Here is a 12,744-nt window from a genome sequence, read left to right as displayed (position 1 = left end):
CGTTTTCCTGGCCCCGTCGGATCGACGGCGACAGCCTGACCGCTACGACTCTATTCGCTCCCAACACGCCCACCCCCCTCCAGATGCCCTTGTTCGCCAGGGGCGTGACGGCGCGCCCCGTTGCCGAGACACCGCTCGCGGAGCAATGGTGGGCAGAACAGGTCGCCGCACACGGGGAGGGCCACCATGGACGACGTCGGACGCGAGGCGGGGCAGGGCCGGGCCGGTCGGCCGCGGAGCGGGCGACCGGGGCCGCCCGATCCGGTGGACGCGCGCCTGGCGCGGTTCTCGGGAGTGGTCGGCGAGGTCGTGGACCCGTTGATCTGGGGCCTCGACCTGGAGGACGAGGCCCTCACGGGGTACGACGACGAGACCGACCCGACGTCGGACCGGTTCGTCCGGTCGTACCGCACCTTCGCGCGGGAGTCCTTCGAGGTGGAGACGCTGCGGACGCCGGTGGCGGCCGACGCGGTGGAGGACGTGGTGCGCGCGGCGGCGAGCGGCGCGCTGGTCGCGCCCCTGCACGCGGACATCGCCTCTCCCGTGGAGCCTGACACGACGCAGACGCCGCACGGCACCTCGGACTTCGCGGACGACTTCGCGGACTACCGCAGCGCGATGCGGTCGATCGTGACGGAGGTGGACGCCGTGCCGCTCGAGAGCGCGGAGCTGACCGTCGACGGGACCTCCCGGCCGGCGACCCGGGTCCGCGTCCGGGACGTCACGGCCGTGCACGTCTCGCTGCCGGGGCGGGACCTCGTCGTCACGGGACCGGCCGACCTGGTGGACCGCGTCGACGTGGTCACCCGGCCGATCCGGTCGCTGCTGCACCCGCCCGGGCGTCGCTGACCCGCGCGCCCTAGGCTGGCGGTATGGAAGGCATCGTCGTGGGCGTCAACGGCTCGGTCGAGGCGGACGAGGCACTCGACTGGGCGGTCATGGAGGCCTCGTCGAGCGGACATCCGCTGACCGTCCTGCGCGTCGCCCCGGACGTGGACGAGGCGGAGCTCACCGGGGTGCTGGACGAGGTGCGCGCCGAGACGGCCGCCATCCTGGACCGCGCGCGGGAGCGGCACGAGCCGTTCGACGCCGAGTACGCCGTCCTGCCCGGGCCGATCCCCGACGCGCTGCTCGCCGCGAGCGCCGAGGCCCAGATGCTCGTGCTCGGCCGACGGCGGCGGGGACGGCTCGGACGCCGCATCCTCGGTTCGGTGTCCTCGACGGTCGTGGAGAACGCGCACGTCCCCGTCACGGTGGTGCGCCACGTCGACCGGCCGACGGACGAGCCGCACGACGACGCCACCGGCCCGGACGCCCCGGCCACCGCAGGAGCCGGACCGGTGGACGCGGCCGCCGCTCCGCCGTCGGCCGCCCCACGCGTGGTGGTGGGCGTGGACACGTCCGCACCGTCCGTCGCCGCGCTGCGGCACGGGGCCGAGGTGGCGGCGCGGTCGGGCGCCCTGCTGGAACCGGTGTTCGCGTGGCAGATCACGACGCTCGCGCCGTTGCCGGGCTCGTGGGGGTGGGCCCCGCCGATCAGCGACTACGAGGACTTCGCCCGCCAGTGCCTGGACGCCGCGATCACGGCTGCCGAGGTGGACGTCCCGGCCGACCGGATCCGCCCCCGGGTCGTGCACGGGCAGGCCGCGAAGGTGCTCATCGAGGCCTCCCAGGGAGCGGACCGGCTGGTGGTCGGCGCGCGCGGGCTGGGCGGCTTCGACCGGCTGGTGCTGGGGTCGACCAGCCGTCAGGTGCTGGACTTCGCGGGCTGCCCCGTCACCGTCCTGCGGGCGTGAGGTCCCCGGCGCCGGGCGCCACGCGGCCACGGTCGTCACGCATGAGGAAGCTGGCGACGAGCGTCACCGCGATGACCACGCCGCCCATGATCAGGTAGGAGTGCGCGTACCCGATGGCGTCGTAGGAGAGGCCGAACAGCCACGAGAAGACGAAGACGCCGGCCGCCTTGGACATGCTGAACCCGATCATGTAGGCGGTGGCGGAGAACTTCACGTCGAACATGCGGGTCACGTACTTCATGACGGAGACCAGCATGAGCGGCATCTCGAGCGCCGCCAGGAGCCGCCACACGACCAGCATCTCCGTGGACGTGATGAAGGCCGTGCCGAGCACGCGCACCACGAGCACCGCGGCGAAGGCGATCAGCCCCCACCGGGCACCGATGCGGTTGATGACGAACGGCATGACGACCATGACCGCCGCCTCGAGCAGGATCTGCACGAACACGACCCGCGAGAAGAAGACCTCGGGGTCGGCGACGGCGGTGGCATGGTCGGCGAAGTAGTTCGGGAACTGCTGGTCGAAGACGTCGTAGAGGGCCGCGGTGCCGAACATCAGCACCATGAAGCCGACGAACGAGCGGTCCTTGAGCAGCGTCCTGAGCGCCTGCGAGCCGGACGCCTCGGCGGCGGTCCCGGCGGTGCTCCCGGTGGTGTTCTCCGTGGTGGCCGTGTCGCGGTCGGCGCTCACGGCCGCGTACCCGGGATCGCCAGGCTTCGGGGTGCGCACGACCAGGAGCAGGGCGCCGAGGACGATCGCCGAGAAGGTGGCGGCCCACCAGATGTTGTCGGGGTCCGACGCCCAGACGAAGCCACCGACGAGCGAGGCGGTCGCACCGGCCAGGGAGCCGAAGAGGCGCACGTGGCCGTACTCGAAGCCGTTCGCCCGCGAGGTGCGCTCGTTGAACGCCTCGACCACGCTCACCCCGGCGTTGAGGACCAGGGCGAGGAACGCACCGGCGACGACGGCGCCGAGCACCTGGTTGACGCCGACGATCGGCAGGAACACGAACGCGAAGAACGGGCCCATGAGCGCCCCGCACACCACCACGAACGCGAAGAGGTGCTTGCGCAGCCCGAGGCGGTCCTGGATGTAGCCGTAGGGCGGCTGCAGGCAGAACGCCACCAGCGCGATCACCGAGAAGACGAGACCGATGTTCCCGCTCGTCATCCCGGCCTCCTGCTCCAGCCAGAGGCTGAGGAAGGTCATCACGAGCTGCCAGATGGCGAAGTAGAAGAAGAACAGCCCACCGATGTTCCAGAAGGCCGGCCTGCGCAGGGCGTCGCGCGCCCGGGCGCCCCTGGTCGGCGCGTGCGGCGTCGGCGCCTGCGGCTGGCTGGACTGGTGCTGGACCGACATCGGTTTCCCTCCGGCTGTTCTGGCACGGCCGGCTGCGGCCTGCGGTGTGCCCGTACCCCGCAACGGTAAACGATGTAATAGTGCCTCGGGCACCTACTGGCCGGTCGACAAGCCCGTCACCTGCACGAACGTCAGGGTGTGACGAAGGCCATGCTCGGGGCGCCGTCCGGCGCGAGCACCTCGGTCGACGTCGGCACCGGGCGCGTGTCCGGCACCGGCGTGCCCCAGACCGGGTCGCCGTCGGCGTCGAAGGGCAGGACCTGCGCCCGCGCGTGGCGGTTGGGGTCCCACAGCGGGTCGCCGGCGATCTCCGTGTACGTCCGGGCGTGGTAGACGAGCACGGTCTCGCCGTCGGGCGACTCCGTGAACGAGTTGTGGCCCGGGCCGTACTGACCCACCGCCGGGTCCGAGACGAACACCGGCTCGGCGCTCTTGGTCCACGAGGCCGGGTCGAGGAGGTCGGCTCCCTCGTCCGCGGTCAGCAGACCCATGGCGTAGTCGATGCCGGTCGCGGCGCCCGAGTACGTCAGGAACACCCGCCCGCCGCGCACCAGCACGGACGGCCCCTCGTTGACCCAGAAGCCCTTGACCTCCCAGTCGTGCTCGGGGCGGGAGAGCTCCACGGCCGGCGTGGCGAGCGTCCACGGGTTCGCCATCCGGGCGATGTACAGGTTGGAGTGGCCGCGCACCGCGAGGTGCTGCTGGGCCCACACGAGGTACTGGTGCCCGCCGTGGACGAAGCTCGTCGCGTCCAGCGCGAAGCTCTCCCACCCGGTGTCCACCTGGCCCCGGTCGACCCACTCGCCGGTGAGCGGGTCGTCCGCCGTGCACTCCAGGACGAACACGCGGTGGTTGAAGGTCTCGTGCGCCCCGGGGGCGTCCGCGGTGCCGTGGTCGTTCGGCGCGGCGGCGTAGTAGACGTACCAGGCGCCGTCGACCCGGTGGATCTCGGGAGCCCAGATCAGGTGCGACTGCGGGCCGGACTCGTGACGGGACCAGATGGTGACCTCGGGCGCCTCCTGGAGGTCCTCGAGCCGGGCGGCCCGACGCAGCACCACCCGGTCGTACGCCGGGTACGAGCCGGTGAAGTAGTACTGCCCGTCGTGGCGCAGCACGTGCGGGTCGGCGCGCTGCAGCACGATCGGGTTGGTGGCGACCTGGTCCGTCATGGTGTCCTCGTTCAGTGTGTACAACGATGTAGAACGGACACGTTACATCGTGCGCGAGACTGGGGTCCATGTCGACCGCGTCACCCTCCCGTCCGGCCGGGCTCCTCCTCACCCCAGGGGCCGGGGCCGACCGCGACCACCACACCCTGCGCGCCGTCGCGGACAGGCTGGCCACGCCGACCCCGACGTCGCCCGCACTGGCCGTCCGCCGCGTCGACTTCCCGTACCGCCTCGCCGGCAAGCGAGCCCCGGACCGGCCGCCCGTCGCGATCGCGCACCTGCGTGCCGAGGCCGAGGACCTCGCGGCCGAGCTCGGCGTGGGCACGGAGCGGATCCTGCTCGGCGGTCGCTCGTACGGCGGGCGCATGTGCTCGATGGCGGTGGCCGACGGACTCCCTGCCGCCGGGCTGGTGCTCCTCAGCTACCCGCTCCACCCGCCCGGCAAGCCCGACAGGCTCCGGGTCGACCACTTCGGACAGCTCGACGTCCCCGTGCTGTTCGTCTCCGGCGACCGGGACCCCTTCGGCAGCCCCGCCGAGCTGGCCGCCCACACCGCCGCCGTCCCGGGTCCGGTCAGCACCGTCACCCTGCCAGGGGCCCACGACGTCCGGAACCAGGACGACGCCGTCGCGGCCGCCGTCGCCGACTGGGTCGCCGCGCTCTGACCGGGCGTTCCAGGCGTGCGAGCACGTCCCCTACGATGTGGTTCGCCCCGCCGGAACCCCGGCACCCAGCGTCGGAAGGTCACGCGTGCGCGTCGCCAGCCTTGCGGTCCGTGCCCTGCTCGCCGGCGCCCTCGGTACCGGCCTCGCCCTCGCAGCGACGCTGCCCGCGGCGGCCGACGGCGACCTCGACGTGACCGCCGACGGCGTGGCGTTCGACGGCAAGGAGCTCGAGCACAAGGACGACCAGCGCGTCGGCTACTCGATCCGCAGCCGCGAGGGATGGGACTACGCCTGGCTCACGGAGTCGCTCGACGGTGCGCGGCGGGGCTACGTGGCGTTCACGGCCGCGGCGGCCGAGATGCCCGACGGCTACTGCGTCGCCTACGTCCGGGTGCCCGGCGTCGGCGAGTGGCACGAGTCCTACGGGAGCCCCCGGTGCACCGAACCAGCCGCGGAGAGCCCGGCGCCACCGAGCAAGCCCACACCGTCGCCGGCAGCTCCCAGCACCCCCGCCGACCCCTCCCCGCGCCCGACGGCGGAACCCTCGGCCGAGGCGCCGCCGTCGCCCACCGCCGTGCCCACGCCGACGCCGACGCCGGACCCGACGCCGAGCGCCACCCCGACACCGTCGCCGTCGCCGTCGCCGTCCGCGAGGCGGAGTCCGGCACCGTCGGCGACGGCGACCGCCGGGGCGATGGGCGCCGAGCAGTTCGAGGCGCTGGACCGCAGCTTCGGTGGTGAGCTGCCCGTGATCGACGACCAGCACCAGGCGGCCGAGGCCGACGTGAGCGACGGCGAGCTGTGGGCGATCACCGGGCTCGGCCTCGCCGCCGCCGGGCTCACCGCCGGTGGCCTCGTGGTCTGGCGGCTGCGCGGACGCGGGGACTGACCCCTTCTCAGCGCCCGCCGGCCGGTTCCGGCGGGTAGTCGGCCGGCGTCTTGTCCAGCTCGATCGCGATCTCACGCCGCGTCGCCAGGACCTCCGGGCGTTCCTCGTCCCGCTGCCGCAGGGCGTCACGCTGGTCCGCCTTCGACAGGTGGTCCCAGTAGAGCGTGCCGTCCAGGTGCTGGGCCTCGTGCACGAAGCACCGCGCGAGGAACCCCGTGGCCTCGAGCTGCACCGGTCCGCCGTGCTGGTCCACCCCGCGGATCGTCGCCCCGGACCGCCGAGCCAGGGGGACGTAGGCACCCGGGACGGAGAGGCAGCCCTCCTCCTCGGTGATCAGCTCCGCCGTGTCGTCGATCTCGAGCGACGGGTTCACCACGTGGCCCACGTGGCGGTCGCCGCGCTCGTCCGTCAGGTCGTAGACGAAGACCCGCAGGTCGACCCCGACCTGCGGCGCCGCCAGACCCACCCCCTGCGCCACCTCCATGGTCGCGAACATGTCGTCCACGAGCGCGGCCAGCTCCGGCGTCGAGAACGTCTCGACGGTGCGGGCCGGGGCGTGCAGGACCGGCTCACCGATCTCCGTGATCCGCCGGACCCGGCCGCGGCGCGCCTCGGGCGCCTGAGCGGGGTACGGGTCGACCGCCTCGCCCAGCAGATACGTGGTGGGACGCCGCCGACCGAAGCTCCAAGCCATGGCCAGAGCCTACCGGCGCCCCGCCCACGCGCCGGTGAGCGAGCACACGCCGCACGCGTGATCCTGGCGGCGGAGGTGACGCCGTGCCCCGCACCACGCCCGACCGCCCCGGCGCCCACCGATGGGTGCCCGACGACGCCGACGTCGACACGCTCGGCGCGGCGGCCCCCGCGTGCCGCGGCTGCGAGCTGTGGTCCCCCGCCACCCAGGTCGTGTTCTCGACCGGGCCGGACGACGCCGACGTCGTGCTGGTCGGCGAGCAGCCCGGCGACCGCGAGGACCGCGAGGGCGAGCCGTTCGTCGGCCCGGCCGGCCGAGTGCTCGCCGAGGCGCTGGAGGCCGCCGGCATCGAGTCCGGCACCGTCTACGTGACCAACGCCGTCAAGCACTTCCGCTTCACCGAGCGCGGCACGCGCCGGCTGCACAAGAAGCCGGACGTCGCGCACGTCCGCGCGTGCCTGCCGTGGCTGGAGGCGGAGATTTCCGCCGTGCGCCCCCGGGTGGTGGTCGCGACGGGTGCGACCGCCGCGCGCGCGGTGCTCGGCCGGCCCGTGAGGATCGGCGAGCTGCGCGGCCGGCTCCTCGACCCCGGCGACGGGCTGCGGGTGGCGCGCGACGTGGAGAACGTCGTCGTCACCACGCATCCCTCGGCCCTGCTGCGCCTGCGGGACCGTACGGACCGCGAGCAGAAGTTCGGCGAGCTCGTCGACGACCTGCGCACCGTGAGCGAGGCGGTGCGCTGACGCGCGAGCGCCCGCCGGGCGGCGTCGGACGCGGGGATGCGTGCCGACGGCAAGCCTGCCTACGGTCGTCGGGAACGGCGACCCCGTGACAGCTCGCGAGGGAGGACACGATGACCGACGACCGGACGAACCCGACCACCGAGCCGGACCACGACGACCTGCCGCTGCCCGACTACGACCACCTGCCGGTGGGGACGCTCGCGCACCGGGTCCGGCAGCTCGACGCCGGTGGGCTGGAGAAGATCCTCGCCTACGAGCGCGCGCACGGGAGCCGGGTGCCCGTGCTGACGGTGCTCGAGCAGCGTCTGGACGAGCTCCGCGAGGGCGCCCAGCCCTCGGGCGGCGACCCGGACGCGGCGCCGTCGCAGGACGGCACCCGCCACGGGAGCAAGGCCTCGCCGCAGACGGCCGCCGAGCCCAGCCCGCCGGACCGCTTCCAGCAGACCAGCTCGCAGCCTCGCGGCTGAGTGCCGGCGACGTCGTCGGCGGGCGGTACACGCCGAGGGACGACGAAGGCCCGGAACCGTCAAGGTTCCGGGCCTTCCGCGCGCTGAGCCGCCTCTCAGATCCGAACTGGTGGCACTCCTCGGGGCCGCTCTATGCTTGCCGCCAGCATTGGTCGGACGATCGCGGTGCGTTCGTCGGCCTCAGACCTCAGCAACGGTGCTTGAGCATGGCCTCTGCTCAACGAGATGAACGGAGCGGTGATGCATCCAGGCCCGGCGGACATCCGCGAATTCCGGGATGCCGGTCACGTCCGGCCGCCGTGGCTCATCGACCTCATCCAGTCCGAGATCAACGGCGGGAAGTGCGACCGGAGCCAGTTCTCGGCGATCGACCGGAACACTGAAGCCACCACACTTCGCATCAGCGGCCTGGGGCAGCGGGATCTTGAGCACCTTGTCACCACCTATGGAGGCAGGTTCACCGCGATCGAGTTCTGGAAGTGCCCGCGACTGGAGGACCTGACACCACTGGAGGACCTACCCGACCTTCGCATGGTCTCGTTCTTCTGGAACCAACGCGCCACCCACCTGTGGAACCTGGCGCGCACGCCGCACCTGAGAGCCCTGCGCCTCGACAACTTCCTACGACTCCACCGGCTGGACGATCTACCCGCCGGACAAGCGCTGGATCATGTCTGCCTCGACGATTCCATCTGGCCGAAGTCGACCTTCGAGACACTGGAACCCTTGGCCGACCTGACAGGCCTCCGGAGCCTGACCCTGAAGCCGAAGCGCATCGATGACAACCGGATCCAGCCCCTCGGAGCCCTCACGGCTCTGGAGGAACTGAACATCTCGACCAACCTGTTCACGACCGAGCAGTTTGCGTGGCTGCGTTCGCGACTGCCCGCAACGGTGGGATCGCGAGCACTCAACCCGCTTCGCCACCTGAAGGAGCCTTGGGACCCCGCCGGCAAGTCCGGCGATGTTCTTCTCGTCGGCAAACGCAAGCCGTGCCTCAACTCAGAGACCGACGCCGCGCGGATCCGCAGGCACGTGCAGAAGTTCCACCGGATGGTGGCTGCTTTCCAGGAAGATCGCTCCCTCGAACCCTCCTAGCAAGTCCCAGCCCACCCGCTACGGTCGCCCGCCGTCGGTCGCGTCGAGCGACGTGCATGATGAGCTTGAGCCGGCTGCCGTCAGGGCGTCGGCCACTCGCAGGCAACCGCCGGGCACGAGAATGGCCCCTCACCAGCGTCGTGGCTGGTGAGGGGCCGAGTCTTGAGCCGCCTATCAGAATCGAACTGATGACCTGTTCATTACGAGTGAACCGCTCTACCGACTGAGCTAAGGCGGCGCGCCCGACGACGACCGAGACAGAGCCTCGATCAGCGGGCGCGCCCAGACTACCCGACGCCCGGCCGCGATTCCAAAAGGATCCGCGGGCCCGCCGGCGTCGCATGGCTCACACCCGACGTCCGGCGCGCCACTACCTCGGCGCCCGCGCTACTACCTCGGCGCGGTCGGCACTACCTCAGCGCGCGGGCCACTACCTCGGCGGGGGTGGCACTAACTCAGCAGGTGAGGCCGTCCTCGGGGACGGTGCCGTCCACGAGGTAGTCCTCGAGCGCGTCGTCGATGCAGCTGTTCGACCGGCCGTACGCGGTGTGCCCCTCACCCTCGTAGGTCACCAGGACGGCGGAGTCCAGCGCCTCCGCCATGCCCTCGGCCCACACGTACGGCGTGGCCGGGTCGTTGGTGGTGCCGACCACCACGATGGGTGCCGCGCCGGGCGCCGCCACGTCGTACTGCTGCTCGGCCACCGGGTACGGCCAGTCGGCGCAGGAGATCCCGCCGTAGCTGAAGAACGTGCCGACGGTCGGGGCCGCGGCCTCGATCTCCGCCGCCTCGGCCCGCATGGCCTCGACATCGGGGTCGCTGCGCCCGTCCAGGCAGTTGACGGCGCTGAACGCCTCGGTCGAGTTGGTGGCGAAGGAGCCGTCGGCGTTCCGGTCGTTGTAGAAGTCGGCGAGGAACAGCAGCATCGTGCCGGTGCCCTTGTCGATCGCCTCCTCGAGCGCCTGGGTCAGGAGCGGCCAGTTCTGCTCGTCGTACAGCGTGACGGCGACGCCGTAGAACGCGAGCGTCTGCGTCACCTCGCGGTCGCTGTCCGTGGGGTACGGCCGCTCGAGGGCCTGGTCGAGGACGCCACGCACCTGCTGCATGCCGTCGTCCACGGACCCGGTCAGCGGGCAGCCGGCACCGCCCTGGCAGTCGTCGACGTAGGCGCGCAGGGCGTTCTCGAACCCGACGGCCTGGCCGGCCGACATCTCGCCGTCCTCCAGCCGCGGGTCGATGGCTCCGTCCAGGACGAGCCGGCCGGTCCGCTCGGGGAACAGTCCGGCGTACGTCGCGCCGAGGCTCGTGCCGTAGGACGCGCCGAGGTAGTGGAGCTCGTCGTCGCCGAGGGCGGCGCGAAGCATGTCCATGTCCTTGGCGGCGCTCTGCGTGTCGACGTTGCCGAGCAGCTCCCCGGTGTTCTCCGCGCAGGCTGCGGCCCAGGCGGCGTTCGACTCCCGGGCGGCCGCCAGCCCCTCGTCCGTCGACAGGTCGAAGTCCTCGCTGAGGTACTGGTCCTTCTTCGCGTCGCCGTAGCACCGCACCTCCGTCGAGTCCCGGACGCCCCGCGGGTCGAAGCCCACGATGTCGTACGACTCGCGGAGCCGGTCGCCGAGGGTTGCCGCCGCGGCCTCGAGGTAGTCGACGCCGGACCCGCCGGGACCGCCCGGGTTGATCAGGAGCGAACCGATCTTGTCCCCGCCCGCCCGGGTCCGCATGACCGCCAGCTCGATCTCCCCGGCGTCCGGGTCGCTCCAGGACAGCGGCGCCGCGACGGTGGCGCACTCGAAGTCGGTGCGGCACTCCGTCCAGACGACGTCCTGCGAGTAGAACTTCTCGAAGCCCTCGGGCGCGCCGTCACCGGACGCGCTCGACGCCTGCCCGGCCGGCGTCTGGTCCTTGGCCGGAGCGCCCCCGGTGCACCCCGCGAGGACGAGCAGCGTGGCGAGGACAGCGGCCACGCCGGCGGTCCGCCGACCGTTCGAGCGGGCGGACGGCGGGCTCGGGCGGTGGTGGGTGAAGATCACGGGGCCAACCTACCGGCCGCGCACGGGCACCCGCCGACCATTCACCGAACCTCCTCGGGCGATCCTCCCGACCGCGCGAACCGCAGCCGCTCGGGCGTCTCGGGTGCCGCGGCCTTGCGCAGGAAGTCGCCCCGCCGGGCCGCGAACCCGTGGCGGTCGTCGAAGATGTCGCGGGCCATCTCGGCCAGCTCGATCGTGCGGTGGTACGACAGCGGCCGGTCGGGTGCCCGGTCCTGGGCCGCCGCGGACGCGGCGGCCAGCTCCGCCGGGCCGGCCAGCTCGGCGACGCGCTTGGCGAGCCAGGCGTCGAACTCGCCCGTGTCCCGCGGCCCGACGGCGTCGATCAGGCCCAGATCGGCGGCGCGGTGCGCGGAGAGGGGCAGCCGGCCGGTGAGCAGCATGTCCGCAACCTCCGGCCCGACGCGCGCGGCGACGGTCCACGTGTGCAGCTCGGAGCCGTAGATCCCCATGTCGTAGAACGGGTTGAGCACCACCCCGTCCCGGGACAGGACGACGTCGGCGCACAGCCCGGCCATCACGCCACCGGCCCCGGCGCTCGCCGTGAAGGCGGCCACGGTGAGCTGGTCCGCGCCGGCCACCGCCTCGCAGAGGTCGTCGATGGCCTGGATGTTCGCCCAGGCCTCCACCGCCGGGTCCTCGGCGGCGTCGATGACCCCGAGGTGGATCCCGTTGGAGAACAGGCTCTCCGTGCCGCGCAGGACGAGCACGCTCGTGTCCTCCGCGAGCGCCTCGGTGACGGCCGCGGTGAGCCGCCGGCACTGCTCGGTGTGCATCGCGCCGTTGTAGGAGCGGATCGTCAGGAGGCCGACGTCGCCGTCGCGCTCGTAGTGCGTCTCGGCCAGCTCGGGCGGACCGGCGCGCCGCACGGAGGCCGACCGGGGGTCGAGGACCATGCGCGCCGGCAGCTTGGTGCCGCGCCGCTCGGCCAGCGTGGCCGCGTAGCCCACCCAGAGGGTGCCGTCGGAGGCCGCGAGGGCCACGGCGTCGACGTCGTGACCGACGACGGTGCCCGGCTCGGCGTCCGGGTCCAGCACGTCAGGGCTCGCGACGGCGTCGAACAGGCAGAAGCGCTCGCCGTCGATCTGCGCGGGGGCGCCCGGGGCGCCGTCGGCCGCCGCGACCCGGCGTGCCAGCTCCTCGACGGGCAGCGACCAGTCGATCTCGAACGCCGGACGCCGCAGGAGCGGCAGCTCACCGGTCCCCGGGACCTCGCGGGGCATGTCGTCGGCGGGCACGGGCTGCTCGCCCGCCGCGACCATGCGCACCACCTCGGCGACGCAGGCCATGGCCGCGTCGGCCACGGGCCCGTTGTACAGGGCGCTCTTCGCGACGGGGACGTCGGGCAGCGCGAACGTCGACGTGGCCCACACGGGACCGGCGTCCATCTCCTCGACGGTGGACAGGGCCGTCACGCCCCAGCGCTCCTGCCGCGTGAGGATGGCGTGGTCCAGCGAGGACGGCCCCCTGTCCCCCACCGGACCGGGGTGCACGACGACGGTGGTCCAGCGGTCCCACACCTCCTGCGGCACGCGGTGCTTGAGGAACGGGCACAGGATCAGGTCGGGGTCGGCGTCCGCCACGGCGGCGGTCAGCGCCTCGGGCGAGTCGAAGGCCGGGGCGATCTCCACACCGACGTCGTGTCCCTCGTCCCGGAGCGCGCACCAGACGCGCTGCGTCAAGCCGTTGAACGCCGAGACCAGCAGCAGGATCCGCATCATCATCCTCATCGTCGTCGGGGTGCCCGGATGGCACGCCACCGACGATCACAGAGCAAACCGGGTGAAAACGCAAGCCCTCTCTTGACGCCGGGCGGGA

12 protein-coding genes and 1 tRNA gene are annotated in these 12,744 nt (G+C 72.7%); 7 read left to right on the top strand and 6 right to left on the bottom strand.

Features of this window, described 5'->3' with window-relative positions; translation table 11 throughout:
• Nucleotides 1-186: 186 nt before the first annotated feature.
• Nucleotides 187-849 (top strand): hypothetical protein, encoded by a 663-nt coding sequence (locus tag BCL65_RS02365; protein ID WP_243400797.1) that lies wholly within the window; start codon nucleotides 187-189, stop codon nucleotides 847-849.
• Between the two features lie 23 nt (nucleotides 850-872).
• Nucleotides 873-1,796, top strand: coding sequence for a universal stress protein (locus tag BCL65_RS02360; protein WP_106264766.1), 924 nt, complete (start codon nucleotides 873-875; stop codon nucleotides 1,794-1,796).
• On the opposite strand, the gene BCL65_RS02355 is transcribed toward BCL65_RS02360, so the two are convergent.
• A complete protein-coding gene (locus tag BCL65_RS02355; RefSeq protein WP_106264764.1) occupies nucleotides 1,777-3,156 on the bottom strand; it encodes an oligosaccharide MFS transporter in 1,380 nt (459 codons plus the stop codon). The two genes, BCL65_RS02360 and BCL65_RS02355, sit on opposite strands and share 20 nt — an antisense overlap.
• Before the next feature lie 131 nt (nucleotides 3,157-3,287).
• Complete coding sequence (locus tag BCL65_RS02350) at nucleotides 3,288-4,325, bottom strand: glycoside hydrolase family 43 protein (protein WP_106264762.1); 1,038 nt, start codon at nucleotides 4,323-4,325, stop codon at nucleotides 3,288-3,290.
• Between the two features lie 68 nt (nucleotides 4,326-4,393).
• Between BCL65_RS02350 and BCL65_RS02345 the strand changes: the two genes are divergently transcribed.
• Both BCL65_RS02345 and BCL65_RS18420 read left to right on the top strand, forming a co-directional pair.
• A complete protein-coding gene (locus BCL65_RS02345) occupies nucleotides 4,394-4,990 on the top strand; it encodes an alpha/beta hydrolase family protein (RefSeq protein ID WP_106264760.1) in 597 nt (198 codons plus the stop codon).
• A gap of 85 nt (nucleotides 4,991-5,075) precedes the next feature.
• Nucleotides 5,076-5,879 (top strand): hypothetical protein, encoded by an 804-nt coding sequence (locus tag BCL65_RS18420; RefSeq protein WP_165799942.1) that lies wholly within the window; start codon nucleotides 5,076-5,078, stop codon nucleotides 5,877-5,879.
• A gap of 7 nt (nucleotides 5,880-5,886) precedes the next feature.
• On the opposite strand, the gene def is transcribed toward BCL65_RS18420, so the two are convergent.
• Nucleotides 5,887-6,573, bottom strand: a complete 687-nt coding sequence (gene def, locus BCL65_RS02335; RefSeq protein WP_106264759.1) for a peptide deformylase — start codon at nucleotides 6,571-6,573, stop codon at nucleotides 5,887-5,889.
• Nucleotides 6,574-6,656: 83 nt separating this feature from the next.
• Here def and BCL65_RS02330 point away from each other — a divergent pair, with 83 nt between their 5' ends.
• From BCL65_RS02330 to BCL65_RS02320, 3 genes are all read left to right on the top strand, one after another.
• Complete coding sequence (locus BCL65_RS02330) at nucleotides 6,657-7,316, top strand: UdgX family uracil-DNA binding protein (protein WP_106264757.1); 660 nt, start codon at nucleotides 6,657-6,659, stop codon at nucleotides 7,314-7,316.
• A gap of 110 nt (nucleotides 7,317-7,426) precedes the next feature.
• A complete protein-coding gene (locus BCL65_RS02325; protein WP_106264755.1) occupies nucleotides 7,427-7,783 on the top strand; it encodes a hypothetical protein in 357 nt (118 codons plus the stop codon).
• 225 nt (nucleotides 7,784-8,008) lie between these two features.
• Nucleotides 8,009-8,881, top strand: coding sequence for a hypothetical protein (locus tag BCL65_RS02320; RefSeq protein ID WP_125206480.1), 873 nt, complete (start codon nucleotides 8,009-8,011; stop codon nucleotides 8,879-8,881).
• 165 nt (nucleotides 8,882-9,046) lie between these two features.
• Here BCL65_RS02320 and BCL65_RS02315 read toward each other — a convergent pair.
• The 3 genes from BCL65_RS02315 to BCL65_RS02305 form a co-directional block, all read right to left on the bottom strand.
• A tRNA-Thr gene (locus BCL65_RS02315) sits at nucleotides 9,047-9,119 on the bottom strand.
• Nucleotides 9,120-9,336: 217 nt separating this feature from the next.
• Entirely contained in the window at nucleotides 9,337-10,908 is a 1,572-nt protein-coding gene (locus BCL65_RS02310) for an alpha/beta hydrolase (RefSeq protein WP_243400796.1), read from the bottom strand.
• Between the two features lie 41 nt (nucleotides 10,909-10,949).
• Nucleotides 10,950-12,647 (bottom strand): enoyl-CoA hydratase-related protein, encoded by a 1,698-nt coding sequence (locus tag BCL65_RS02305; protein ID WP_243400795.1) that lies wholly within the window; start codon nucleotides 12,645-12,647, stop codon nucleotides 10,950-10,952.
• Nucleotides 12,648-12,744: the final 97 nt, after the last annotated feature.

The organism is Isoptericola halotolerans (genome assembly GCF_003003075.1).
Taxonomy (GTDB): domain Bacteria; phylum Actinomycetota; class Actinomycetes; order Actinomycetales; family Cellulomonadaceae; genus Isoptericola; species Isoptericola halotolerans_A.
This window is presented reverse-complemented; position numbering and strand designations above follow the sequence as displayed.

Excerpts from the sequence above, each read along its gene's own strand:
- BCL65_RS02365 (WP_243400797.1), top strand. The coding sequence starts at position 187 with ATGGACGACGTCGGACGCGAGGCGGGGCAGGGCCGGGCCGGTCGGCCG.
- BCL65_RS02360 (WP_106264766.1), top strand. The coding sequence starts at position 873 with ATGGAAGGCATCGTCGTGGGCGTCAACGGCTCGGTCGAGGCGGACGAG.
- BCL65_RS02355 (WP_106264764.1), bottom strand. The coding sequence starts at position 3,156 with ATGTCGGTCCAGCACCAGTCCAGCCAGCCGCAGGCGCCGACGCCGCAC.
- BCL65_RS02350 (WP_106264762.1), bottom strand. The coding sequence starts at position 4,325 with ATGACGGACCAGGTCGCCACCAACCCGATCGTGCTGCAGCGCGCCGAC.
- BCL65_RS02345 (WP_106264760.1), top strand. The coding sequence starts at position 4,394 with ATGTCGACCGCGTCACCCTCCCGTCCGGCCGGGCTCCTCCTCACCCCA.
- def (WP_106264759.1), bottom strand. The coding sequence starts at position 6,573 with ATGGCTTGGAGCTTCGGTCGGCGGCGTCCCACCACGTATCTGCTGGGC.
- BCL65_RS02325 (WP_106264755.1), top strand. The coding sequence starts at position 7,427 with ATGACCGACGACCGGACGAACCCGACCACCGAGCCGGACCACGACGAC.
- BCL65_RS02320 (WP_125206480.1), top strand. The coding sequence starts at position 8,009 with ATGAACGGAGCGGTGATGCATCCAGGCCCGGCGGACATCCGCGAATTC.
- BCL65_RS02305 (WP_243400795.1), bottom strand. The coding sequence starts at position 12,647 with ATGATGCGGATCCTGCTGCTGGTCTCGGCGTTCAACGGCTTGACGCAG.